The sequence below is a fragment of the Agromyces salentinus genome, assembly GCF_009749395.1.
GTDB classification, from domain to species: Bacteria; Actinomycetota; Actinomycetes; order Actinomycetales; family Microbacteriaceae; genus Agromyces; species Agromyces salentinus.
Map to the genome: position 1 here is coordinate 33,435 of NZ_WBIR01000013.1, position 22,821 is coordinate 56,255.

At 68.9% G+C, this 22,821-nt stretch carries 24 protein-coding genes and 3 tRNA genes; 15 read left to right on the forward strand and 12 right to left on the reverse strand.

Annotated elements, in window-relative coordinates:
- The first annotated feature begins 238 nt into the window (after positions 1 to 238).
- Complete coding sequence (locus GQQ95_RS12565; protein ID WP_157428012.1) at positions 239 to 523, forward strand: hypothetical protein; 285 nt, start codon at positions 239 to 241, stop codon at positions 521 to 523.
- Positions 524 to 635: 112 nt separating this feature from the next.
- Positions 636 to 860 (forward strand): hypothetical protein, encoded by a 225-nt coding sequence (locus GQQ95_RS12570; RefSeq protein WP_157428013.1) that lies wholly within the window; start codon positions 636 to 638, stop codon positions 858 to 860.
- A 20-nt stretch (positions 861 to 880) separates the two neighbouring features.
- On the opposite strand, the gene GQQ95_RS12575 is transcribed toward GQQ95_RS12570, so the two are convergent.
- Positions 881 to 1,564, reverse strand: coding sequence for a hypothetical protein (locus GQQ95_RS12575; protein ID WP_157428014.1), 684 nt, complete (start codon positions 1,562 to 1,564; stop codon positions 881 to 883).
- 340 nt (positions 1,565 to 1,904) lie between these two features.
- Positions 1,905 to 2,297: a PPOX class F420-dependent oxidoreductase gene (locus tag GQQ95_RS12580; protein WP_157428015.1), complete on the reverse strand. Its 393-nt coding sequence runs from the start codon at positions 2,295 to 2,297 to the stop codon at positions 1,905 to 1,907.
- 109 nt (positions 2,298 to 2,406) lie between these two features.
- Between GQQ95_RS12580 and GQQ95_RS12585 the strand changes: the two genes are divergently transcribed.
- Complete coding sequence (locus GQQ95_RS12585) at positions 2,407 to 3,564, forward strand: DNA glycosylase AlkZ-like family protein (RefSeq protein WP_157428016.1); 1,158 nt, start codon at positions 2,407 to 2,409, stop codon at positions 3,562 to 3,564.
- 156 nt (positions 3,565 to 3,720) lie between these two features.
- Here GQQ95_RS12585 and GQQ95_RS12590 read toward each other — a convergent pair.
- Positions 3,721 to 3,804 (reverse strand) — tRNA-Leu (locus tag GQQ95_RS12590).
- A 242-nt stretch (positions 3,805 to 4,046) separates the two neighbouring features.
- Between GQQ95_RS12590 and GQQ95_RS12595 the strand changes: the two genes are divergently transcribed.
- The 9 genes from GQQ95_RS12595 to pknB all read left to right on the forward strand — a co-directional run bounded on the left by GQQ95_RS12595 (position 4,047) and on the right by pknB (position 16,503).
- Positions 4,047 to 5,018 (forward strand): HAD family hydrolase, encoded by a 972-nt coding sequence (locus GQQ95_RS12595; protein WP_343032767.1) that lies wholly within the window; start codon positions 4,047 to 4,049, stop codon positions 5,016 to 5,018.
- A complete protein-coding gene (locus tag GQQ95_RS12600) occupies positions 5,015 to 7,531 on the forward strand; it encodes a glycoside hydrolase family 65 protein (RefSeq protein WP_157428017.1) in 2,517 nt (838 codons plus the stop codon). Before GQQ95_RS12595 ends, GQQ95_RS12600 begins: the two co-directional genes overlap by 4 nt.
- A 65-nt stretch (positions 7,532 to 7,596) precedes the next feature.
- Positions 7,597 to 8,334: an FHA domain-containing protein gene (locus GQQ95_RS12605; protein ID WP_157428018.1), complete on the forward strand. Its 738-nt coding sequence runs from the start codon at positions 7,597 to 7,599 to the stop codon at positions 8,332 to 8,334.
- Entirely contained in the window at positions 8,331 to 8,867 is a 537-nt protein-coding gene (locus GQQ95_RS12610) for an FHA domain-containing protein FhaB/FipA (protein WP_157428019.1), read from the forward strand. Before GQQ95_RS12605 ends, GQQ95_RS12610 begins: the two co-directional genes overlap by 4 nt.
- Before the next feature lie 3 nt (positions 8,868 to 8,870).
- The gene (locus tag GQQ95_RS12615) at positions 8,871 to 10,103 is read left to right on the forward strand and encodes a PP2C family protein-serine/threonine phosphatase (RefSeq protein ID WP_212275433.1); all 1,233 of its coding nucleotides are present in this window, start codon (positions 8,871 to 8,873) and stop codon (positions 10,101 to 10,103) included.
- A 76-nt stretch (positions 10,104 to 10,179) separates the two neighbouring features.
- Positions 10,180 to 11,529, forward strand: coding sequence for an FtsW/RodA/SpoVE family cell cycle protein (locus GQQ95_RS12620; RefSeq protein ID WP_246205481.1), 1,350 nt, complete (start codon positions 10,180 to 10,182; stop codon positions 11,527 to 11,529).
- The gene (locus GQQ95_RS12625) at positions 11,526 to 12,980 is read left to right on the forward strand and encodes a peptidoglycan D,D-transpeptidase FtsI family protein (RefSeq protein WP_157428020.1); all 1,455 of its coding nucleotides are present in this window, start codon (positions 11,526 to 11,528) and stop codon (positions 12,978 to 12,980) included. The genes GQQ95_RS12620 and GQQ95_RS12625 overlap by 4 nt, the downstream gene beginning before the upstream one ends.
- Entirely contained in the window at positions 12,977 to 14,719 is a 1,743-nt protein-coding gene (locus GQQ95_RS12630; protein ID WP_157428021.1) for a protein kinase domain-containing protein, read from the forward strand. Before GQQ95_RS12625 ends, GQQ95_RS12630 begins: the two co-directional genes overlap by 4 nt.
- Before the next feature lie 86 nt (positions 14,720 to 14,805).
- Positions 14,806 to 16,503, forward strand: coding sequence for a Stk1 family PASTA domain-containing Ser/Thr kinase (pknB, locus tag GQQ95_RS12635; RefSeq protein WP_157428022.1), 1,698 nt, complete (start codon positions 14,806 to 14,808; stop codon positions 16,501 to 16,503).
- 57 nt (positions 16,504 to 16,560) lie between these two features.
- Here pknB and GQQ95_RS12640 read toward each other — a convergent pair whose 3' ends face one another.
- From GQQ95_RS12640 to GQQ95_RS12645, 3 genes are read right to left on the reverse strand one after another with little or no spacing between them, the layout of a single operon-like run.
- Entirely contained in the window at positions 16,561 to 17,205 is a 645-nt protein-coding gene (locus tag GQQ95_RS12640) for an anthranilate synthase component II (RefSeq protein WP_157428023.1), read from the reverse strand.
- Positions 17,202 to 17,360 (reverse strand): hypothetical protein, encoded by a 159-nt coding sequence (locus tag GQQ95_RS19350; protein WP_170297055.1) that lies wholly within the window; start codon positions 17,358 to 17,360, stop codon positions 17,202 to 17,204. The genes GQQ95_RS12640 and GQQ95_RS19350 overlap by 4 nt, the downstream gene beginning before the upstream one ends.
- A 3-nt stretch (positions 17,361 to 17,363) precedes the next feature.
- Positions 17,364 to 18,182: a class E sortase gene (locus GQQ95_RS12645; RefSeq protein ID WP_157428024.1), complete on the reverse strand. Its 819-nt coding sequence runs from the start codon at positions 18,180 to 18,182 to the stop codon at positions 17,364 to 17,366.
- Positions 18,183 to 18,254: 72 nt separating this feature from the next.
- Here GQQ95_RS12645 and GQQ95_RS12650 point away from each other — a divergent pair, with 72 nt between their 5' ends.
- Positions 18,255 to 18,494, forward strand: coding sequence for a cell division protein CrgA (locus GQQ95_RS12650; RefSeq protein WP_157428025.1), 240 nt, complete (start codon positions 18,255 to 18,257; stop codon positions 18,492 to 18,494).
- A 183-nt stretch (positions 18,495 to 18,677) separates the two neighbouring features.
- Here GQQ95_RS12650 and GQQ95_RS12655 read toward each other — a convergent pair whose 3' ends face one another.
- Both GQQ95_RS12655 and GQQ95_RS12660 read right to left on the reverse strand, forming a co-directional pair.
- Entirely contained in the window at positions 18,678 to 19,535 is an 858-nt protein-coding gene (locus GQQ95_RS12655) for a rhomboid family intramembrane serine protease (protein WP_157428026.1), read from the reverse strand.
- Positions 19,536 to 19,542: 7 nt separating this feature from the next.
- Positions 19,543 to 20,082, reverse strand: a complete 540-nt coding sequence (locus tag GQQ95_RS12660; protein ID WP_157428027.1) for a peptidylprolyl isomerase — start codon at positions 20,080 to 20,082, stop codon at positions 19,543 to 19,545.
- Between the two features lie 120 nt (positions 20,083 to 20,202).
- Between GQQ95_RS12660 and GQQ95_RS12665 the strand changes: the two genes are divergently transcribed.
- On the forward strand, positions 20,203 to 20,724 hold the full coding sequence (locus GQQ95_RS12665; RefSeq protein WP_157428028.1) for a hypothetical protein: 522 nt from the start codon (positions 20,203 to 20,205) through the stop codon (positions 20,722 to 20,724).
- Between the two features lie 620 nt (positions 20,725 to 21,344).
- A complete protein-coding gene (locus tag GQQ95_RS12670) occupies positions 21,345 to 21,596 on the forward strand; it encodes a hypothetical protein (RefSeq protein ID WP_157428029.1) in 252 nt (83 codons plus the stop codon).
- 35 nt (positions 21,597 to 21,631) lie between these two features.
- On the opposite strand, the gene GQQ95_RS12675 is transcribed toward GQQ95_RS12670, so the two are convergent.
- From GQQ95_RS12675 to GQQ95_RS12690, 4 genes are all read right to left on the reverse strand, one after another.
- Positions 21,632 to 22,075, reverse strand: coding sequence for an NUDIX hydrolase (locus GQQ95_RS12675; protein WP_157428030.1), 444 nt, complete (start codon positions 22,073 to 22,075; stop codon positions 21,632 to 21,634).
- An 83-nt stretch (positions 22,076 to 22,158) separates the two neighbouring features.
- A tRNA-Ala gene (locus GQQ95_RS12680) sits at positions 22,159 to 22,231 on the reverse strand.
- 41 nt (positions 22,232 to 22,272) lie between these two features.
- Positions 22,273 to 22,346, reverse strand: a tRNA-Ile gene (locus GQQ95_RS12685).
- Between the two features lie 67 nt (positions 22,347 to 22,413).
- Positions 22,414 to 22,818 carry a DUF3566 domain-containing protein gene (locus GQQ95_RS12690; RefSeq protein ID WP_157428031.1) on the reverse strand — a complete coding sequence of 135 codons (405 nt, stop codon included), beginning with the start codon at positions 22,816 to 22,818 and terminating at the stop codon, positions 22,414 to 22,416.
- Positions 22,819 to 22,821 lie beyond the last annotated feature (3 nt).

The window sequence follows — 22,821 nt, forward strand, 5'->3', positions numbered from 1 at the left end:
GAGGCCGGATCGTGCACCGCGCACGACCATCGCGCACCATGGCGTCCCGGCACGGCGCTCCTCACCCCACGCGCGCCCGGCATGGCGGAAGGACCGGGTGGCGGTTCCCGGATGGCGGTTCCCGGATGGCGGTTCCCGGGTGGCGGTTGCCGGGTGGCGGTTGCCGGGTCGAGGAATGGCGGACCTCCCGATGGCGAGCTATTCTTCGAACACATGTTCGAAGAAGGGAGTGGTCGCGATGTTCCTCAGAGGTGATGTGGAACCCGTCGCCGTGTGGCTCGATCCTTCCGGCCTGCCGAATCGCCTCGTCTACCGCGGCACCCGATACCGCGTGATCGACACTCCGACGAAGCTCGGGATCGAGCCGGAGTGGCCGAGCGGCATCTCCCACCCCCCAGCCGACGTGACCCTGGCGCCCGGCTGGCGCGCCACGGGCCGAGCCGAGGATCAGGAACTCACGGTGCTGGTCTTCGACCTCCGTCTCACCCCGACCGGCTGGGTCGCCGAGCGGGTCTTCGAGTAGCCAGAATCCGGCCGAGCCCCACCGCCGACGCCCCTGGACTCCCGTGGTACGCGCAGAACCCCGATGGCATCCGATCCTCGCCACGGTCGAAGGCCCCCTCGGGACGTGGCGGATGATCGACTCGACGGGCCGAGAGTACGGGCTGGTACGACTCGTCCGACTCGACGGCCAGCCCCGCTACCGCGCCGAGCTGGCCGGCGAGCTCCTCGGGTACGGCGCGACCCTGCGGAGCTCGTGCGAGCGCGTCCACGCGGAGTTCGTGCGTGCGCACGGCCCCGGTCGCGAGGCCGGGCGCTACCCCGACTTCCGAGCGGGATCGGCGGTCACGCACGGCTGACGCCTGGCGAGTCGACCGCGTCAGTACCGGTCCATGACGATCGATCCGAGCACGGAATAGAGCTCTTCGATGTCCTCGGGTGAGGATTCCGGCCGGAACGACGCGTCGATGACGATTGGTCCATGGTCGACATCGACCATGTAGATGATGTCCGTCTGACCCGCGACGTGGTTGTCGTTCGGGCGATCACCTGGGCTGGCGCCCGGCCACGCCACATAGACGCCGTCGTCGCAGGAGGCGGGGTCGAGATCCGCAGGTACGGTCAGCTCAAGTCGGAGCGCGATGGTTCCACCGGCCTCAGAGGGATCGTCGACGATCAGCGAACGTGGTTCGGTAGCCGCGCGGCCGTCCTGCGCCGAAAGCCCGATCCGTGGATAGCCCAAGAGGATGAGTCCGCCGCCACCGTCGTGGGTGTGGACGGCGAGGTCGATCGGACTCAGGTTCGCGGTACGCCGACATGGGTCCGAATAGACGCCGGGGGGCGTCCAGAAGCTGATCGCGACCTCGCCGGCTCGGCCGAGCTTCTTGCCGATGTAGACGCCACCGGTCTCCCACCCGGGTGGAATCGTGTACTCGACGGTGCGGAAAGCCGACGCGTCCTGGTTCATGTTCTTCAGGACGTGTGTCGTGCCGTCTTCCACGGGCAGTGGTTCTGCGCCATCGAAGGCTGGAACGAGGAACGGCGCTTCGGTTGCGGTGGGCACGGACGGTCCTGGGAGTTCCGTGCCGCTCGGCGACGCGAATGGAACGAACGGCTCTGCGAGTCGCGTCGCCGTCGGTGCGGCGGACTCAGCCGTCACTGTGCAAGCCGCGAGGCATACCGCGGTGAACGGGATCGCTCCCAGAACTGCGGCGATCCGCGGGGTTCCCCGTACGCCGGCGCGGCGGTGCCTGGGTGCGCCCATGGTCGCATTGTCCACCTCCGGGAGAAACCCTGCAAGGACATCGTGTGCCGTCAGATGTGTGCCAGGGTCGTCGCATCCGCGAAGGGTCGCCGCGCATCGCGCGCCTAGCCTCGCGAAGGCCGTCCCTCACAGCCGCGCCTCACGCGAGCAGTCCCGCCGAACCCATCACGCGGTCCGGTGCGATCCGGATGACGACGCGCTTCGGATTGACGCGGGGCTGTCGGTAGCGCTTCGCGTAGAGCGCGACCGCGTGCGCCACCGCGGCGGGATCGCGTTCGATGACCGCATCACCCGCGATGCTGAGCCACTGCGGGCCGGACACCTGCGCCACGGTCGCCCGTGGATCGCGCTCGACATTGCGCACCTTCTGGGTGCCATCGCTCGTGATGATGCGCACGACGCCTTCGTCGACCGTGTAGCCGACCGCGACGACGTGGATGGCGCCGTCGGGGCCGATCGTCGAGAGGGTCGCGAGGTGGGAGTCCGAGGCGAATCGACGCCCGTCGTCGGTGAGGGAGTCGATCGAGGTCATCGCTCAATCCTGCCCTGCGGTGCGGGCGGGCACGACCACCGAAGAGTGCCGGGCGGCCGGCCGGCCGCAGTTCTCGCGCGCGGTCGCCGGCGATCGCTAGCATGCCGTCATGCGTGCGGCGATCGGGTGGCCTCGGATCCTCGCGTGGCGGATGCGGCGACAGTTCCTCGTCGATGCGGATGCCTCCGCTGTCGAGGACGTCGTGCACCGGCTCGTCGCGGTTCCGTCGTGGTCGGGTGACGCCGAGCTCGCGATCGGGACGCGCATGAGGCATCCGCGACTGGGATCGGTGGCGGCCGCGTTCGCAGCGGGCAGGCTCGTCAAGACCTTCGCGTTCCGCGGTTCGATGAACTACTTCGTACCCGAGGATGCTGGGACTTACCTCGCCCTCCGGGCGGTCGGGCGCCAGTGGGAGCTGAAGAGCTGGCGCGAGTTCTACCGCCTCGAAGCCGCCGACTGGCCGTTGCTCCGCGCGGCCGTGCGTGATGCGCTCTCATCCGGTCCGCTCAGCCAGGGCGAACTGGCCGAGGCGGTCGTACGCGACGCTCGGTACTCGCATCTCGCCGCGGCGTTCACCGACAGGTCGTGCACCTTCCTCAAGCCGTTCGCGTGGCAGGGCGACCTCTGCGTCGGCCCTGCGCGCGACGGAGCGCTCATGCTGCAATCGCCGACGGTCGCATCAGGCTGGTCGGGCATTCCGGATGTCGAGGATGCCGGGCCGCAGGCTGTGCGCGCGTACCTGTCGGCCTACGGGCCCGCGTCTGCCGATCACCTGCAGTACTGGCTCGGCGCCGGCCTCAGCGCCGGCCGCAGGCGCATCGCCGGCTGGATCGCGCGGATGCTGGGGAACGAGATCGTGACGATCGAGGTCGACGGTGATGAACTGCTCTGTCGCGCCGGCGATCTCGACGACCTGGCATCCGGACCGGAACCGGAACCGGGCGCCGTGCACCTGCTGCCGGGACTCGACCCCTGGGTGCTCGGTGCGGGCACGGCCGACGCGCACATCGTCCCGCCCGACCGGCGTGGAGCGATCTCCCGCGGCGCGAACCCGGTGACGCTCGACGGCCGCGTCGTCGCACCTGGACGATCCCCGATGATCGGCTCAGCGTGGCGGCATTCGGCGAAGCGCTCCCGCGCAACCTGCTCGAGGCCGCACTCGGCAGGCTCTCCGGAGTACTCGGTCGCGACGTCGACATCGACCTCGATGACCGGTGACGTCGTTCACCCGCAGATGCCCGCGGATGGATCCACGGTTCGAGGCTGAACATCGCACGACGTAATGCCGTCCTCCGGCGGAGCCCGACCACGACGAACGCGCGCCGCTGGGAACAGAAACGGCGCTGCATCCGCTTGTCATACGCGAAGCAACGCCGTTTCCCGAATCAGTTCGGCTCGTTCGCCGAACGGTTTCTCATCTGTGTGCGCGAGGGGGGACTTGAACCCCCACACCCTTGCGAGTACTGGCACCTGAAGCCAGCGCGTCTGCCAATTCCGCCACTCGCGCAACTGTGGTCGCACCGAAGTGCGTCCAGCCACGAGAGCCTAACATCTTGCGCAGGCAAAGGCCATTCGAGGCCGCGGATGCCGCGACTCGGCCGAAATGGCCCTGCCGAACACCCGACCGGCGGACCCTTCCACCTCAGCGAATCCTCCGAACCCGGTCTCGGCCTCGCGCTGCCCACCACCGCGGGAATAGCATCGAACGGCGGGTCCCACTGCCGAGACCGGCACGACGAAAGGACCGCCGTGACCTCGCCCGAGAACCAAGACGCCATGCTGCCCACGCCCGAAGACCGCACCCCCGAGAACGCCCAGACCGAGAACCCCAAGACCAGCGCCGCCGTCGACGCATCGACCGCCGGCAGCACCCCTGCCGACGCGCGGAGCCTCTCCCCCGACGACGCCGACCTCAGCGGCATCCGGGGCTGGCTCTTCGACCTCGACGGCGTGCTCACGCCCACGGCGATGGTGCACATGCACGCCTGGTCGCGGCTGTTCACGCCGTACCTCGAGCAGCACGGCGCGGAGCCGTACACCGAGTCCGACTACTTCGCATACATCGACGGCAAGCCGCGCTACGACGGGGTTCGCAGCCTGCTCGAGAGCCGCGGCATCAGCATCCCCGAGGGCGACGTGACGGATGCGCCCGACGACGACACCGTCCACGGACTCGGCAACCGCAAGAACGAGGCCTTCAACCAGACCCTCGCCGAGGAGGGCGTCGAGGCCTACCCGGCGAGCGTCGCGTTCCTCGACGCGGTCATCGCGAGCGGATGCCGCGTGGCCGTCGTCTCGAGCTCGAAGAACGCCGAGCCGGTACTGGCCGCCGCGGGCATCGACGACCGGTTCGAGGTCATCGTCGACGGTCTCGTGGCGGCACGGGACGGCATCCGCGGCAAGCCGGCCCCCGACACCTTCGAGCATGCCGCCGAGCTGCTCGGCCTCCCGACGACCGCGTGCGCCGTGGTCGAGGACGCCGAGTCGGGCGTGCGGGCGGGAGCCGAGGGCGACTTCGGACTCGTGGTCGGGGTCGACCGCGGCGTCGGGCGCGACGCGCTGCGAGAGCTCGGCGCCGACGTGATCGTCGACGAGCTCGACGAACTGCTCCCGGCCGTCCATCGCGCGGCCGCCGCGACCGACGGCGACGCGAGCGCCGCGAACGACCGCACCACCGCGTCCCCCACCCCCGAACCCGAACCCCGAGAGGACCACGCATGAGGTTCGCCGACACCGACCCCCTCGACCGCAACCGGTTCCCCGTCGACGAGTGGGCACTCATCGAGACCGACTTCGACGTGACCGACATGGGGCGCACCGAGACGCTCTTCGCCGTCGGCAACGGGTACCTGGGCCTGCGGGGCAACGTCGAGGAGGGCCGTGACGGCCACCTGCACGGCACGTTCGTGAACGGCTTCCACGAGACCTGGCCGATCCGTCACGCGGAAGAGGCCTTCGGCTTCGCCCGCGTCGGCCAGACCATCGTGAACGCGCCGGATGCCAAGATCCTCCGCCTCTACGTGGACGACGAGCCGCTCGTGCTCGCCACCGCGGAACTGCTCGACTACGAGCGCCGGCTCGACTTCCGGCAGGGCGCCCTCTCGCGCTCGATCGAATGGCGGACCCCCTCGGGCAAGCGCGTGCGCATCACGAGCCGCCGCATGGTCTCCTTCACCGACCGGCACCTGGTCGTGCTCGACTACGAGGTCGAGATGCTGGACTCGGATGCCGCGGTCTCGATCTCCAGCCAGATCCTGAACCGTCAGGACGGTCGCGACGAGTACCGCTCGGGCGTGCAGGAGGATCCGGGCGCGTTCGACCCGCGCAAGGCCGACATGTTCACCGACCGCGTGCTCCAGCCGCGGGTGCGGCGCGCCGAGGGCGACCGCTACATGCTGGGCTACCAGTGCACGAACTCGGGCATGACGATCGCCGTCGGCGTCGAGCACGAGATCTCGACCGACAACCGGTTCACCGAGGACGGCTCGATCGGCGACGACCTCGCCAAGCACCTGTACCGGGTGCACGCCGAACAGGGCAAGCCGATCCGGATCACGAAGTTCGTGAGCTACCACACGGCGCGCACGGTGCCCACGCGCGAGCTCGTCGACCGCTGCGACCGCACGCTCGACCGCGGCCTCGAGGTCGGCGTGGCCGAGCTGTTCAGCCAACAGCGATCCTGGCTCGACGACTTCTGGGCCCGGTCCGACGTCGAGATCGACGGTCGGCCCGAGATGCAGCAGGCCGTGCGCTGGAACCTCTTCCAGCTCGCGCAGGCCACGGCCCGCACCGACGGCGACGGCGTCGCCGCGAAGGGCGTCTCGGGCTCCGGCTACGGCGGCCACTACTTCTGGGACAGCGAGATCTACGTGCTGCCCTACCTCAGCTACACGGCGCCGAACGTCGCGCGCAACGTGCTGCGGTTCCGTCAGCGGATGCTGGACTCGGCCCGGGCCCGCGCGCTCGAGCTGAACCAGCGCGGGGCGCTCTTCCCCTGGCGCACGATCAACGGCCTCGAGTCCTCGGCGTACTACGCCGCGGGTACCGCGCAGTACCACATCGACGCCGACATCTCCTATGCGCTCTGCCAGTACGTCGCCGCCACCGGCGACACCGACTTCCTGGGGCGCGGGGCGATCGACATCCTCGTCGAGACGGCCCGGATGTGGGAGGACCTCGGCTTCTGGCGTTCGGGCGGCACCGCGGACTCCGTGTTCCACATCCACGGCGTCACCGGGCCCGACGAGTACACGACGGTCGTGAACGACAACCTCTACACGAACGTCATGGCGCGGGCCAACCTCGCGGCCGCGGCATCCGCCGTCGACGGCATCCAGCTGAACGACCCGATCGCGTACCACAAGCTCGTCGCGCGGCTCGGGGTGACCCCGTCGGAGGTGGGCGAATGGCGCCGCGCCGCCGCCCACATGCACATCCCGTTCGACGAGCAGCTCGGCGTGCACCCGCAGGACTCGGCCTTCCTCGAGAAGGAGCTGTGGGACCTGGAGAACACGCCCGAGAGCCGGCGTCCGCTGCTCCTGCACTACCACCCGCTCGTCATCTACCGCTTCCAGGTGCTGAAGCAGGCCGACGTCGTGCTCGCGCTGTACCTGCAGGGCGATCGATTCACCGACGCCGAGAAGCTCGCCGACTTCGAGTACTACGACCCGCTGACCACGGGCGACTCGACGCTGTCGGCCGTTGTGCAGTCGATCATCGCGGCCGAGGTCGGCTACCACGAGCTCGCGATGCGGTACTTCCGTTCCGCGCTGTACGTCGACCTCGCCGACCTGCACCACAACGCGGCCGACGGCGTGCACGTCGCCTCGACGGGCGGCGTGTGGGGCGCCCTCGTCATGGGCTTCGCCGGGTTCCGCGACCACTTGGGCCGGTTCACGTTCGACCCTCGACTCCCCGACGACTGGACGAGGATCTCGTTCCGGCTGGCGCTGCGGGGCAGCACCGTGCGCGTCACGGTCGAGCCGGAGGCGATCTCCTTCCACGTCGAGTCGGGCGACGGCGTGGAGGTGTCGGTCCGCGACGAGAAGATCTCGCTCCGTGCCGGTGCTGAGGTCTCGGTACCGCTCGCCGACCAGGGCCCGCGCCTGCACGGCGCACCGCGAATGAAGGATGTCGCCGGCTCGCGCCGCGCCGACGGCACGCTGCTGACGGCCTCGATCCCCACGCTGTCGATCGACCTCGACATCGAGGATTCCGCCATTCCGATCGACTGAGGATCGGTGTTCCCAGTCGATCGGGCTAGCATGTCAGCAATCTACGGAACCGGATCGGGAGACCTGTGGGCCTACTGGACAACTTCGAGAAAGGTCTCGAGCGCGCCGTCAACGGCGCCTTCGCGAAGACCTTTCGCTCGGGGCTGCAGCCCGTCGAGATCACCGCGGCACTGAAGCGCGAGATCGACACGAAGGCCGCGGTCGTCTCGCGCGACCGCGTGCTCGTGCCGAACCAGTTCCGGGTGCGCATGTCGCCGGCCGACCACGCGCGGATGTCGGGCCTCGGCCCTGCCCTGACCGACGAACTCGTCGACCTCGTGCAGAAGCACGCCGCGAGCCAGCGCTTCCAGTTCGCCGGGGGCATCACCATCGACCTCGCCGCCGACGAGACCCTCGCCGAGGGCCTGGTCCAGGTCGACTCCCGCAACGTCAAGGGCCAGGTCGCCTGGACCCCCGTGCTCGACATCGGCGGCACGCGGCATCCGATCATCAAGGGCCGCACCGTCATCGGGCGCGGCAGCGAAGCGGATGTCACGATCGACGACTCCGGCGCATCGCGGCGTCACGCCGAGGTGCAGTGGGACGGCTCGCGCGCGCGCGTGCGCGACCTGGGTTCCACGAACGGCACCCAACTGAACGGCGTCCGCATCAACGAGGCGATCCTCGAGCCCGACGGGGTCATCACCATCGGCCGCTCGCGTATCGTGTTCCGAGTGCTCGCCCAAGCCGCGTCCCCAGCGCCCCGCGCCGATCCGGCGACCGAACGACATGACGTCGGCGGATTCTGGGGGCCGGCCGAATGAGTGAACTCACCCTGCTGGTCCTGCAACTCGGTTTCCTCCTCCTGCTCTGGGTGTTCATCTTCGCGATCGTCTACGCGCTTCGCAGCGACCTCTTCGGCCAGCGCGTGCGCAAGCTCCAGACGGATGGCACCGGCGCGACCCCGCCGGGCGGATTCGCCGCCGCTCCGGTCAAGGCCGCGGCAGCAGCAGGCGGAGCGGGAGCGGCCGGAGCGGCCGGAGCCGCGGCATCCGGGTCGTCCGACTCCCCCTCGAAGCTCGTGATCACGAGCGGCCAGAAGGCGGGAACCGAGTTCCCGCTCGGGCGCGACGAGATCACCATCGGCCGGTCGAGCGACTCGGCGATCATCATCCGCGACGACTACACGTCGACCCACCACGCCCGCATGATGCTGTGGAACGGCCGCTGGATGATCCAGGATCTCGACTCCACGAACGGCACCTTCCTCGACGGTGCGCGGGTCACCGCCCCCGTCCCCATTCCCCTCGGAGCGACCATCAAGGTCGGAGCGACGACGTTCGAGCTGCGGCGGTAGGCCATGGTGTCGGTCAAGGCGAGCGCCGCGGTCTCGCATGTCGGGCGCATCCGCTCGAACAACCAGGACTCCGGCTACGCCGGACGCCGGTTGTTCCTGGTCGCCGACGGCATGGGCGGCCACGCCGGAGGTGACGTCGCCAGCGCGATCGTCACCCAGCGGGTCGCCGAGGCCGACGACGACTACGCCTCCGCGCCCGAGGCGTCGGCCGCCCTCGAGGGTGCGCTCATCGCGGCGAACCGCCGGCTCGCCGAGACGGTCTCGGATCACTCCGAGCTCACCGGCATGGGCACGACGGCAAGCGCGATCCTGCTCCACGACGGTCGCGTCGTCATCGCCCACATCGGCGACTCCCGCATCTACCTCCTGCGCTCGGGCGAGCTGAGCCAGATCTCCACCGATCACACCTTCGTGCAGCGACTCGTCGACGCGGGCCGCATCACCGCCGAGGAGGCGATGGTGCACCCCCGTCGCTCCGTGCTCATGCGCGTGCTCGGCGACGTCGAGGCCTCCCCCGAGATCGACACGATGGTGCTCGACACGCGCCCGGGCGACCGTTGGCTGATCTGCTCCGACGGCCTCTCCGGAGTGGTCTCGTTCGACGACATCCTCGAGCAGTTGTCGGCCGATGCGGGCGCCAAGCAGGTCGCCGACCGCCTCGTGAAGGCCTCCCTCGACGGCGGCGCCCCCGACAACGTCACGGTCGTCGTCCTCGACATCGGGGACCCGCCCGCACCGGCGACCCCGCCGCTCGTCGTCGGCTCCGCCGCGGCGCCGCTCGCGTTCGGGGCGGCTCCCGAGCCGGTGCGCGCCCGCGCCATCCGCCTCGCGCCGTTCCGGCCGCACCCCGTGCAGGAGACGCACTTCGAGCCCGACTCGGCCGACTACTTCGACGAGATCATCGAGGAGGACGCCCGCAGGCGCCGGCGCAGGCGCTGGGTGTGGGGCTTCTGGATCTTCGCCATGGCCGCGGCGATCGTGGCCGCCGTGGCTCTCGGCTACCAGTGGACGCAGACCAGGTACTACGTGGGCGAGTCCAACGGCCGGGTCGCCATCTACCAGGGCATCCAGCAGGACCTCGGCCCGATCTCGCTGCACGAGCTGTACCGCGAGACGACCATCGACGTGGCGGACCTGCGCCCCTACGACCAGCAGCGCGTCGAGAAGACCATCAGCGCGGGTTCGCTCGCGGACGCGACCCAGATCGTGGCCAGATTGGAGGAGTCCCTTGAGTGACACCGACGCCACCGGCCGAATCAGCACGTCCTCGCCGGTGACCCCGCCCGCACCCACCGCGACCCCACCCGACGGCATGCGCCGCATCCGGATGCCGCAGCGCCTGCGGAACCTCGAGTTCTGGCTGCTGCTCATGGCGTGCTTCATCAACGCGAGCGCGATCGTGCTCGTGCAGCTCGGCGCGCTCGGCCGCATCGACACGCAGCTCGTGCTGCTCGGTGCCGGCCTCTCGGTGCTCGTGTTCGGCCTGCACATCGTCATGCGGTTCGTCGCACGCGACGCCGACCCCTTCCTCCTGCCCATCGCGACCGTGCTGAACGGGCTCGGCATCGCCCAGATCTACCGCATCGACATCGCATTCGGCGATTCCGGGTGGGAGAGCGCGTCCGTACGGCAGATCGCCTGGAGTGCGATCGCGATCATCGCCGCGATCGGCACGATGCTCCTCATCCGGAACCACCGGGTGCTGTTCAGGTACACGTACCTCTCGGGCCTCATCGCGATCGTCCTGCTGCTCCTGCCGCTCGTTCCCGGCCTGGGCCAGGAGATCAACGGCGCCCGCGTGTGGATCAGCTTCGGCTCGTTCGCGACGTTCCAGCCCGGTGAGATCGCGAAGATCGCGCTGGCCGTGTTCTTCGCGGGGTACCTCGTGCGCAATCGCGACTCGCTGTCGATGGTGGGCACCAAATTCCTCGGCATGCGGTTCCCGCGGGCTCGCGACCTCGGCCCGCTCCTCATCGTCTGGGCCCTGTCGATGGCGGTCATCGTGTTCCAGCGCGACCTCGGCACCGCCCTGCTCTACTTCGGCCTCTTCCTCGTCATGCTGTACGTCGCGACCAGTCGCCTCTCCTGGGTCGTGCTCGGGCTCTCGCTGTTCCTCGCCGGCGCCCTCATCGCGAGCCAGACGCTCGACTACGTGCACGCGCGGTTCGAGAACTGGCTCGTGCCGTTCAGCGACGCCCGGTACGACGCCGACCCCGGAGGCAGCTACCAACTCGTGCAGGGCCTCTTCGGGCTCGCCAACGGCGGCCTCATCGGCACGGGCTGGGGCCGTGGAAGCCCCGACATCACGCCGGTCCCGCAGAGCGACTACATCATCGCCAGCCTCGGCGAGGAGCTCGGCCTCGCCGGACTCTTCGCGATCTTCGCCCTGTACGTCCTGCTCGTCGCACGCGGCTTCCGCATCGGCTTCGCCGGCCAGGACGACTTCGGCAAGCTGCTCGGCGTCGGCCTCGCCTTCGTCGTGGCGCTGCAGGTCTTCATCGTCGTCGGCGGCGTCACGAGGGTGATCCCGCTCACGGGCCTGACGACGCCGTTCCTCGCGGCGGGCGGTTCCTCGCTCATCGCGAACTGGATCATCGTGGCCCTCCTGCTCCGATTGTCCGATACCGTCCGCAACCATCCGAGGCTGGTGATCGACGGATGAATCGAGAACTCAAGCGCGTCAGCATCGTCGCGCTGCTCATGTTCGCCGCCCTGTTCGTGTCGACGACGATCATCCAGTACTTCTCGGCCGAGTCGCTCGCAGCAGATCCACGCAACTCGCGCACGCTGTACGCGAGCTACTCGGTCGAGCGCGGACCGATCCTCGTCGACGGAACCCCGGTCGCCCTCTCGCAGCCGTCCGACGACGACTACAAGTTCCTCCGGGTCTATCCGAACGGTCCGCTCTACGCGGCGGTGACGGGGTACATCCCCGTCAACGGCGAGGCGACCGGCCTCGAGAGCTCGCTCAACGACTACCTGAGCGGGCAGGCGTCCTCGCAGTTCTTCGACAAGATCAACCGGCTGATCTCCGGCCAGGACCCGATGGGCGCCTCGGTGGACATCGCCATCGACCCGGTCGCACAGCAGGCCGCCTGGGACGCCCTCGGCGACTACCAGGGCGCCGTCGTCGTCACCGAACCGGCGACCGGTCGCATCCTCGCGATGGTCACCAAGCCGACGTTCGATCCGAACACCCTCGTCTCCCACAACACCGAAGAGGTCCAGGTGACCTACGAGGGGCTGCTCGCAGATCCCGGCAAGCCGCTCTTCAACCGCGCGACGGGCGGCGACATGAACCCTCCCGGATCGGTGTTCAAGCTCGTCGTGACCGCGGCCGCCCTCGAGTCGGGGCGGTACACCCCCGAGAGCACGTTCCCGAACCCCGGGACGCTCACCCTGCCGGGCACCGACTCCGTCGTCATCAACTCGGGCGGCGGCACCTGCGGCGACGGCAGCACCGTCACGCTCGCCACCGCGCTCCGCCTCTCGTGCAACATCCCCTTCGCGGAGCTCGGCATGGAACTCGGCGACGACGCGATCCGCGAGCAGGCGGAGAAGTTCGGCTTCAACCACGAGTTCGAGATCCCCACCGCGACCGAGCCCAGCGTGTACCCCCGCGGACTCGACGAGCCGCAGACCGCCCTGTCGGCGTTCGGGCAGTACACGGTTCGCGCGACGCCGCTCCAGATGGCCGTGGTATCGGCCGCGATCGCCAACGGCGGCATCGTCATGAACCCGAACCTGGTCGACGGCATCACCGCCCCCGACTTCGCTCCGTTGCAGGAATTCGAGCCCTCGGAATTCGGCCGCGCGATCAGCGAGGACACGGCGAGGACGATGACGGAGATGATGACCAACGGCGTCGAAGACGGGGCCGCGAGTAATGCAAGAATAGACGGCGTCAGCGTGGCCGGTAAGACGGGTACAGCGGAGAACGGCGAGGACGATCCTTACACCTTGTGGTTCACCGGTTTTGCCCCCGCCGACAACCCTCAGTATGCGATCACGGTACTCGTGGAGGATGGCGGGGGACTGGGTCAGGAGGGGTACGGCAATCTCATAGCCGCACCCATCGCAAAGCAGGTACTAGAGGCGGTGCTGAACAAATGAGACCGAGCGCAGGGCTCACCTTCGGGGGGCGCTACGAACTGCAATCCCGCATCGCGATCGGCGGGATGGGCGAGGTGTGGCAGGCCACAGACCTCGTCATCGGCCGACAGGTCGCCATCAAGATCCTGAAGGACGAGTACCTCGGCGACCCGGGCTTCCTCGAGCGCTTCCGCGCCGAGGCCCGCCACGCCGCACTCGTGAACCACGAGGGCATCGCCAACGTCTTCGACTACGGCGAGGAGGAGGGCAGCGCGTACCTCGTCATGGAACTCGTTCCCGGCGAAGCGCTCTCCACCATCCTCGAGCGTGAGCACGTCCTGTCGACCGACAAGGTCCTCGACATCGTCGCGCAGACGGCGAACGCGCTGCAGGCCGCGCACGCCGCCGGCCTGGTGCACCGCGACATCAAGCCGGGCAACCTGCTCATCACGCCCGATGGGCGGGTGAAGATCACCGACTTCGGCATCGCCCGCATCGCCGACCAGGTCCCGCTGACGGCGACCGGTCAGGTCATGGGCACGGTGCAGTACCTCTCGCCCGAGCAGGCGTCCGGCCACCCCGCGTCGCCGACCACCGACATCTATTCGCTCGGCATCGTCGCCTACGAGGCGCTGGCCGGCCGCCGGCCGTTCACCGGCGAGTCCCAGGTCGCGATCGCGATGGCGCAGATCAACGAGACGCCGCCCGACCTCCCGGTGACGGTCTCCGAGCCGGTTCGCAACCTCGTCTACGCGTGCATCGCCAAGAACCCCGCCGAACGCCCGCAGACGGCCGCGCATCTCGCGCGCGCCGCGACGGCGCTCCGCCGTGGCGACGTGCAGGCGGCATCCGTCGCCGTGCCCGCCGTGCTCGGCGCCGCCGGTGGCGCGACCGCCGCGACCATGCTCATGCCGCAGGCCGGTGCGACCGCGGCGACCACCGTCCTCGCCACGGGTGCAGCGGTCGACGAGGAGGAGGGCGAGCCCGAGGAGGAGAAGAAGCGCAGCCCGTGGATGTGGCCGCTCATCGTCCTCATCGCCATCCTCGCCATCGTCCTCATCGGCACCATCATCGCCCTCGCGATGAACGGCGGCGGTGACGGCAAGGAGACGCCGAGCAGCAGCACCGCCACGACGCGGAGCACGCCGCCCAGCACCCCGCCCAGCTCGGCACCGCCGACCTCCGAGGCGCCCACCACCGCGCAGATCAACCCCGACGAGTTCATCGGCCTGTCGGCTGACGACGCACGCGCCAAGCTGAGCGAGCTGGGCATGGCGGCCAACGGCGTCGAGGGAAAGCCCGCCGCCGACCCGTCGGGAACGGGCATCGTCTACGAGGTCAACCCGACCGGACCCGTGCCGATCGGGTCCGAGGTGACGATCACGTACTACGCGGCTCCCGAGACCCCGGCAACCCCCGGCGCTCCCACCGTCACGCCGAGCACGGTCGCGCCCGGTGGCGCACTCGAGGTCACGTGGCCCGCCGCGACCTGCCCGGCCGGCCAGACGCTCTCCGGCTACCAGGTGAACGTCAGCGGTCCGGCGGCGGCCGCTCCGCCGCTCGGCGCCGGCGCGACGAACGTGTCGATCCCGGTCAACGCCGACGCGGCCGGCGGCGAGACGGTCTCCGTCTCGTACCTCTACTTCTGCGGTCCGCTGAGTTCCGGAACCTCCCCCGAGTCGTCCGCAACGGTCGAGGCAGCGCCCGAGCCCGATCCCGAGCCCGATCCCGGCGCCGAACCGAAGCCCGAGACCGACTGATCCGTCGGCGTCCCGTGAGGCGGGTCACCGACACCGCCACGCCGACCGACAGAACGATGATGAATCGAGAAGGGAGCTGACCACGCATGAGTGACGAGGGGCGGATGCTCGCCGAGCGCTATCGCGTCGGTCAACTCATCGGGCGCGGCGGCATGTCCGACGTGCACGTCGGGCAGGACACGCGCCTCGGGCGACAGGTCGCGATCAAGCTGCTGAAGCCGCAGCTCGCGACCGACCCCGCGTTCCGCATGCGCTTCCGACAGGAGGCGCAGTCGGCGGCGCGGATGGCCCATCCCACGATCGTGCGGGTGTTCGATGCCGGCGAAGAGACCGTGACCGACGCGTCCGGCCACGAGGTCCAGCTGCCCTTCATCGTCATGGAGTTCGTCGAGGGCCGCCTGCTCAAGGACATCATCCACGACGGCCCGCTCGAACCGGCGGCGGCCGTGCGCGTCATCGACGGCGTGCTGACCGCACTCGAGTACTCGCACCGTGCCGGTGTCGTGCACCGCGACATCAAGCCCGGCAACATCATGATCACCACCACCGGTCAGGTGAAGGTGATGGACTTCGGCATCGCCCGAGCCGTCTCGGACTCCTCGACGACGGTGGCGCAGACCACTGCGATCCTCGGGACCGCGTCGTACTTCTCGCCCGAGCAGGCGAAGGGCGAGACGGTCGACGCGCGCACCGACCTCTACTCCACGGGCGTCGTGCTGTTCGAGATGCTCACGGGTCGGCCGCCCTTCCGGGGCGACACGCCTGTCGCCGTCGCCTACCAGCACGTCAGCGAACGGCCGGTCAAGCCGAGCGTCATCAACCCACGGGTCTCCCCGGCACTCGACGCCGTCGTGATGCACGCCCTCGCGAAGGCCCGCGAGAGCCGCTACCAGACCGCCGCCGAGTTCCGGGCCGACATCGACACCGCGGCATCCGGTCGCGTCCCGGTGCATCAGCGTTCCGACGAGTCCGCTGCGTTCTTCGGCACGACGCCCACCGGGTCGCTGTCGACGTCGGAGCTCGCACTGCGCCAGTTGACCGAAGACGAGACGATGGCGCGCACGCAGCGCCGCCCACCGGCGATCTGGATCTGGTCCGGCATCATCGGCGTCGTCGTCATCGTGATCGCCGTCATGTACTGGGCCTTCAACCTGCAGCCCACGGCCGAGGTCCCCTCGAACGCGCGTGAGGTGCCCGTGCTGACGGACCTGACCTACGAAGAGGCGGTCGACCAACTGCAGGAGCTCGGCCTCCCCGCATCGAAGGTCGACGAGACGAACGACGACGTCGAAGCGGGCAAGGTCACCCGCAGCGATCCGCCGGCGGGCGAGATCGTCGATGTCAGCACGCCCATCACGGTGTTCGTGTCGACGGGCAAGGAGGCGATCGCCGTTCCCGACGTTCGCAACAAGTCACTCGCCGATGCCAAGGCCGACCTCGAGGCCGCCGGGCTGAAGCCCGGAACCGAGACCCGCGAGACGTCGCCGACCGTCGCCGCCGACGTGGTGCTCGGCACGACGCCGGAGGCCAGCAGTTCCGTCGAACTCGGGTCGACCGTGAACTTCACCATCTCCAACGGCTCGGTCACGCTTCCCGACGTCACCCAGCAGACCCTCGAGGCCGCCTCCTCGGTCCTCTCGGCCGAGAATCTGCAGCTCACGCCGGTGCCCAAGCCCGATCCCGGCTGCCCGGCCCAGCCCGGCTCTCCGATCACGCGGCAGTCCCTGCCTCCCGGTGACGTGCCCCAGGGCTCCGAGGTCGAACTGACGTACTGCGCGGGCTAGCCGCGACCGTCGACGATCCTCTGCGCGGTGCCTGCGGCTGCCCTGACCGCCCGGAGGTCAGGCGCCGGACGCGCGAAGCAACGGATTGAGCCCGGCGGCGCGTTCCGGCGCCTCGGCCAGTCCCGCGACGGCGAGCCAGTTGCCGAGCATCCGGTAGCCGCCCTCGGTGAGGACCGACTCGGGGTGGAACTGCACGCCGAAGATCGGCGCCTGCTCATGACGCAGGCCCATGATGACGCCGCCCTGCGTTCGGCTGGTGACGATCAGCTCGGGCGGGACCGTGCCGTCGACGACGGCGAGCGAGTGATAGCGAGTGGCGGTGAACGGCTGGGGGACCCCCACGTAGAACCCGCTGTCGTCGTGGGTGATGCTCGACGTCTTGCCGTGCATGAGCTCTTCGGCGTTGGTCACGACGGCACCGAACGCCTCGGCGATGGCCTGGTGCCCGAGGCAGACGCCGAGCAGGGGCATCCCGGACGCGTGGGCCGCACGCACCGCGGGGATGGACACTCCCGCGTCGGACGGCTTGCCGGGACCCGGCGAGACGAGCACCGCGTCGAACTCGGCGAGGCGTTCGGCGATGTCGGCGACCGGAATCGCGTCGTTGCGGACGACCTCGGTCTCTGCGCCGAGTTCCTGGAGGTAGCCGTTCAGCGTGTAGACGAAGCTGTCGTAGTTGTCGATGACGAGGATTCGGGTCATTGGTCCACCGTGACGTCGATCGGGTTGACGATGCCGTCGACCCAGGGGAACACCCACGTGAAGAGGGCGTAGACGGCTGCCGCGATGAGGATCAGCAGCAGGATGAGGCGCAGCCAGATCGGGCCGGGCAGCACGCGCCAGAGCGCTCCGTACATGGCTCAGTCCTCCCAGCCTGCGACGATGTCCGCGATCTCCTCGGGCGGGCCGGCCGAGGCCGGTCGCCACGAGTCGAGCACGCCGTACGCGACGAGGCGCTCGGCCGTCGAGTAGAGCGGGTTGCAGGTCGTCAGCGTGATGATGCGGTCGGTCGGCTGCGCCTCCGGCTGGTGCGGCACCGCCGCGAGCACGTCGACCGTGTCGGGCGTGACGTACTCGAAGTCGCGGAATCGGTACGTGTACCAGCCGTCCCGCGTCTGGATGTAGATGGGGTCGCCGAGCTGGAACTGCTCGATCTCGTGCATGCCGCCGCCGTAGGCGCTCCGGTGCGCGGCGATCGCGAAGTTGCCGACCTGGCCGGGCATCTGCGTGCCCGGGTAGTGACCGACGCCGGTCTCGAAGCTGTTCAGCACGTCGAGGCCGTAGCCCTCGGCGATCTGCCGTACCGAGTCGTGCGTTCCCGGGGCATCGAACCTCGGCACGTACATGACCGCGAAGCTCTCGCCGTTCGGGTACTCGGCGGGACCGACCACCGGGTCACCGTAGTCCTCAGGCGCCGGAGCGGGCGTGTCGCTCTGCTCGGCGCGGGCCTGCTCTGCCCACTCCGCGCTCTGGGCGGAGGCCGCGCTCGACTGCTGGCTCGCCATGATGGCGTCGTTCCACCAGAGCTGCCACCCGAGGAACAACAGGATCAGGACACCGGCGGTCAGCAGCAGCTCGCCCAGCACGCCAACGACGCTGACGCGATGACGGGGCCTGCGGTTCGCGGAGGCCTCGCGCGCGCGTGCGCGAGGACGCCCTTCGGGCTGCGGATCCGACATGGGCTCGATTCTATTCGCCACTGGGGCGCTCTCGGCTGTGAGTCCCGCTCGCTCTCGGCTAGAATCGCCCGCATGGCACGAACGAAATCCCCCAAGCCCGCGAGCGCGGAGCCGGCGAGCGGCGAAGAAGCCCCCAATCCCGTCTGGTTCAAGCCCGTGATGTTCGGCTTCATGCTGCTCGGTCTCGCATGGATCATCGTGTTCTACGTGAGCCAGGGCAAGCTGCCCGTCGCAGAGCTCGGCTCCTGGAACATCCTGATCGGTTTCGGCATCGCCTTCATCGGCTTCCTCATGACCACCCGCTGGCGCTGAGCCGGCTCACACGACACCCCAGAAGACGAGCGGATGCGGCATCCGCTCGTCTTCGTCATGTCCGGGCCGGTTCGACGGGGCATCGGCACCGGTGCATCGAACCCACGCGGTGGATCAAACCCACGCGGTCTGCAATTACACGCGTGTAACTCTCTCCCCAGTTGTGGAGGAGCCTGTGGATAACTACAGTGCGCGGAGCTTCGCGTCGACGACGACGGTGGCGATCACCAGGAGCACGACCACCAGCGCGATGAGCAGTGCGATCTGCAGGCCCCGCCGTGCGCGGCTGCGGGTCTCGAGGTAGATGAGGCCGACGAGCGCTCCGCCGACGAGACCGCCGAGGTGCGCCTCCCAGGAGATGTTCGCCCCGGGCAGGAACCCGATGCCGAGGTTGATCGCGAGCAGGATGTAGAGCTGCGTGAGGTTGCCGCCCAGGCGGCGCTGGATGACCACGAACGCGCCCATGAGGCCGAAGATCGCACCCGATGCACCGAGCACCCAGCCGAGCGGATCCGCGAGCAGCACCACGCCGACCGCGCCCGCAAGCCCGCTGATCAGGTAGAGCGCCAGGAAGCGCCCCCGCCCGAGCATCGGCTCGAGCAATTGGCCGAAGAGCCAGAGGGTGTACATGTTCAGCAGGAGGTGGAGGATCGATCCGTGCAGCAGCACGCTCGTGAGCGCCCGCCACGGCTCGTAACTGTCGAGCGACATCGCCAGGGGCGTGAACGCGAACTGCTGAGCGATCAGCGGCCCGAGCAGCCATTGCAGCGCGTAGACGACCACTGATATTCCGATGATGGAATACGTGACGACCGGCGCACCACGGCCCGCGGCGGCACCCATGCGGGCGAAGAACGCGGGCTTGGTCCGTGGGGCCGAGGCACGCTGGTCGCGCATGCACTCGGGACAGACCACGCCGACGGGCGCCGGTGTCTGGCATTCGCCGCACACCGTGCGCCCGCAGCGCTGGCAGAGCACGAAGCTCTGGCGGTCGGGATGCCGGTAGCAGAAGTTCGCGCGCTGCGCGCCGGCATCGCTCACCGGTGGATCAGACCTGCTCGACGGTGATGCTCTCGATCACCACGTCGTCGAGGGGACGGTCGCGGCCGTCGGTCGGAACGGAGGCCAGCTTGTCGACGATGGCCTGGCTCTCGGCATCCGTCACCTTGCCGAAGATCGAGTGCTTGCCCTGCAGCCAGGTGGTGGGGCCGACGGTGATGAAGAACTGGGAGCCGTTGGTGCCGCGGCCGCCCTGGATGCCGGCGTTCGCCATGGCGAGCACGTACGGCTCGGTGAAGTCGAGTTCGGGGTTGATCTCGTCGTCGAACTGGTAGCCCGGTCCGCCGATGCCCTGACCGAGCGGGTCGCCGCCCTGGATCATGAAGCCCGGGATGATGCGGTGGAAGACGACGCCGTCGTACAGCGGATCGTTCGACTTCGCGCCGGTGGCCGGGTGGGTCCACTCGATCTCGCCGGTGGCGAGGCCCACGAAGTTCTTCACCGTCTTCGGTGCGTGGTGGCCGTAGAGGTCGACCTTGATGGGTCCGAGGCTGGTGTTGAGCGTCGCGACTGCAGTGTGAATCGGCATTCCCATATTCTGTCACGCAGTGATTCGTCAAGGGGAATGCCGGTTTCCGACTCCCACCCCGCTTCCAGCTCATTCGATGGCAAGATGGAGTGATTCGCTGCACATCGATGGAGGGTCGAGATGAGCCTGTCACGCAAGCGCAAGAAAGAACTGAAGCGGCTGCGCAGTAGTGCCGAAGATCTGTGGGGGAACCAGCAGCAGGTACTCGATCGCGCAAACGCGGTGGCCCGCGAGGCGAGCCGCCAGCTGGGCGCGCTCACCCAGGAGGAGGTGGTGCCGCGTGTTCGCAGCAGCTACCAGACCTACGTGCGGCCGGGCCTGAGCCAGGCCAAGGAGTACGCGTCCGTCGCCGGCGACACCGTGGAACGAGCCGTCGGCAGCGCCCTCGGCTCCGTCCTCTCGATCGGGGACATCGCCAATGACACCCGCGTTCGTCGCGCGGTGCAGCGCATTGCGCCGTCCGCTCTCCCGCCGGCCAAGAAGAGCGGGCCCGGGTTCGGCGGATCGCTCGCCATCGTCGCGGGCGTGGTCGTCGCCGCCGGCATCGCATACGCCGTCTGGCAGACCTTCCGTGCCGACGACGAACTCTGGGTCGCCGACGACGAGCCGGCACCCGCGACGGGCTCCTCCCCCGCACTCTGACGCACGTTCGACGACAGCGCCGGCAGCCTCATCTGCCGGTCGTCGGCGAAGCACGACGCGACGAAGGCCCCGCTCGAGAGAGCGGGGCCTTCGTCGTGCACCCGGCCGGAATCTCAGGGCAGGCACTGAATTCGGGCCCGAATCACGATCCGTGCTTGCGCACCCTGTGAAAATGCCGCTAAGTTGTTCACTCGGTGGAAGTCACCGAAACACGAGAGGAGTTGAGTCCCATGAACACGCAGATCACCGACTATCGGCACATCGGATTCCTCCTCGTGCCCGCGGCCTGCTGAGCCGCTTCGACGGCGCCCGCCTCATGGGCGGACGTCTCCCCGCCTGACGAGGCCGTACTCGAGGTGAACACCTCGCCGTCTCGCACCGCGATCGACTGAGCGACGCGGTCCGACGCCTCCGAACCACCGGTCCTCGACCGGATTCCTGCGATCATCGCGCCGCGCTCGCTTCCGGCCGCGGCCCGCGCCACCCCTCCTCGTACAGCGCTGCATGCCGCCCGTCACGGTGCGTCGACTGCGCGAGACACGAGGACGGCCACCACCATCGAACCTCCGTCCAGCGGCACCCGTCGCGGGACATCCTCACCATCGAACGAAGGAATGATCGTGAACTCCACGACCCTCTCGGCCGCTCATCCCAACCTCGGGCGAACCGATCTGTACCACCCCCGCTCGCTGGCGCTCGAAGACCGCGTCGCACGACGCATCGGCCTGGCGCTGCTCACCTGGAGCCGGCGTCGTGAGGCGCTGCGCTCCCCCGAGACCGTGCTGCTTCATCGTCACACCGAGCACGCGGCATCCGAGGCCCGTCGTGATCTGCAGCTGCAGCTCTCCACGCTCGGAAGCCCGCTCGCCTGATGAACGCGATCGGGCGCTTCGAGGATGCCGCGGGGCTAGGCGAACGGCGGAACGCCGTCAGCCGGCTCCGCGGCATCCAACCGCAGCCCGATGTCCAGCAGGCTCACCCGATGCAACCCGTCGACCTCGTCGAGCGGCACCCAGCGGGCCTCGTCGCTCGAACCGCCGACCTCGTTGCGAAGCCCTCCCCCTGTCACGTGGGCTCGGTAGATCACGCGCATCGCATACAGCGGCGCTGATCCCGTCAAGCGCTTCGCGGCCGGCACGATCATGGTGTCGATGCCGAGCAGACGGTCGACGGATGCCTCGTGCCCGGTCTCCTCGAAGATCTCCCGGATCACCGCCTCGGCCGGATGCTCCGACCCCTCGATGCCGCCGCCAGGGAGCGTCCATCCCGAGCGCCCGTGCTCGTTCCAGTGCGACAGCAGGATCTCTCCGTCACGGATGATGACCCCGTACGCGGCGATGCGAATGTCCATCCGGACACTGTAGCCCGTGAGCGGTGAACAGAAGCGGACTCGCAGGCGCCTGCGATGCGGGAGCCGGCTGAAGATGAAAACCGTGGAGCCTAGGAGATTCGAACTCCTGACATCCTGCTTGCAAAGCAGGCGCTCTACCAACTGAGCTAAGGCCCCGATTCGGATGCCTGTGGCACCCGGGGTGTGGAGTTGTGGAGTGGGGATACGAGGACTTGAACCTCGGACCTCTTCGTTATCAGCGAAGCGCTCTAACCGCCTGAGCTATATCCCCGAATTTCGGCCGAAGGAAAGACTACCTGAAGGTCTGGCAATATCCGAATCGAGCCGAAACGTGCGGATCAGTTGTTGGTGAACCCGACCAGGATGCCGCCCGTGATCTTGACGCTGAGGTTGTACAGCACCGCGAGGATGGCTCCGAGCGCGGTGGTGACCACGAGGTTCAGCAGCGCCGCGACGATGGCGAAGCCCATGACGTTGCCCAGCGAGAGCACCGACGTCAGGTCGGTTCCGGCGCCGGCGACGTCCTGCACGAGCGAGTTCAGGTTCTCGAAGATGCCGGTCGAGCTCAGCACCGTGTGCACCAGGAACGTGACGACGATACCGACGACGGCGAGGGCCACGGCGACCAGGAAGGACAGCTTCACCGCCGACCAGAAGTCGATGTAGACCAGGCGCAGTCGTACCTGCTTCTGGGCGGGTCGACGGTTCGACTTGCGTGCGAGCTTCTCGGCGACGCTACTCATAGA

Coding starts and splice junctions, on each gene's coding strand:
- GQQ95_RS12630 (WP_157428021.1), top strand. CDS start 12,977: ATGAGACCGAGCGCAGGGCTCACCTTCGGGGGGCGCTACGAACTGCAA.
- GQQ95_RS12585 (WP_157428016.1), top strand. CDS start 2,407: ATGCGTGCGGCGATCGGGTGGCCTCGGATCCTCGCGTGGCGGATGCGG.
- GQQ95_RS12665 (WP_157428028.1), top strand. CDS start 20,203: ATGAGCCTGTCACGCAAGCGCAAGAAAGAACTGAAGCGGCTGCGCAGT.
- GQQ95_RS12625 (WP_157428020.1), top strand. CDS start 11,526: ATGAATCGAGAACTCAAGCGCGTCAGCATCGTCGCGCTGCTCATGTTC.
- GQQ95_RS12570 (WP_157428013.1), top strand. CDS start 636: ATGATCGACTCGACGGGCCGAGAGTACGGGCTGGTACGACTCGTCCGA.
- GQQ95_RS12565 (WP_157428012.1), top strand. CDS start 239: ATGTTCCTCAGAGGTGATGTGGAACCCGTCGCCGTGTGGCTCGATCCT.
- GQQ95_RS12580 (WP_157428015.1), bottom strand. CDS start 2,297: ATGACCTCGATCGACTCCCTCACCGACGACGGGCGTCGATTCGCCTCG.
- GQQ95_RS12650 (WP_157428025.1), top strand. CDS start 18,255: ATGGCACGAACGAAATCCCCCAAGCCCGCGAGCGCGGAGCCGGCGAGC.
- GQQ95_RS12600 (WP_157428017.1), top strand. CDS start 5,015: ATGAGGTTCGCCGACACCGACCCCCTCGACCGCAACCGGTTCCCCGTC.
- GQQ95_RS19350 (WP_170297055.1), bottom strand. CDS start 17,360: ATGTACGGAGCGCTCTGGCGCGTGCTGCCCGGCCCGATCTGGCTGCGC.
- GQQ95_RS12675 (WP_157428030.1), bottom strand. CDS start 22,075: ATGGACATTCGCATCGCCGCGTACGGGGTCATCATCCGTGACGGAGAG.
- GQQ95_RS12660 (WP_157428027.1), bottom strand. CDS start 20,082: ATGCCGATTCACACTGCAGTCGCGACGCTCAACACCAGCCTCGGACCC.
- GQQ95_RS12690 (WP_157428031.1), bottom strand. CDS start 22,818: ATGAGTAGCGTCGCCGAGAAGCTCGCACGCAAGTCGAACCGTCGACCC.
- pknB (WP_157428022.1), top strand. CDS start 14,806: ATGAGTGACGAGGGGCGGATGCTCGCCGAGCGCTATCGCGTCGGTCAA.
- GQQ95_RS12620 (WP_246205481.1), top strand. CDS start 10,180: ATGCGCCGCATCCGGATGCCGCAGCGCCTGCGGAACCTCGAGTTCTGG.
- GQQ95_RS12645 (WP_157428024.1), bottom strand. CDS start 18,182: ATGTCGGATCCGCAGCCCGAAGGGCGTCCTCGCGCACGCGCGCGCGAG.
- GQQ95_RS12640 (WP_157428023.1), bottom strand. CDS start 17,205: ATGACCCGAATCCTCGTCATCGACAACTACGACAGCTTCGTCTACACG.
- GQQ95_RS12615 (WP_212275433.1), top strand. CDS start 8,871: ATGGTGTCGGTCAAGGCGAGCGCCGCGGTCTCGCATGTCGGGCGCATC.
- GQQ95_RS12610 (WP_157428019.1), top strand. CDS start 8,331: ATGAGTGAACTCACCCTGCTGGTCCTGCAACTCGGTTTCCTCCTCCTG.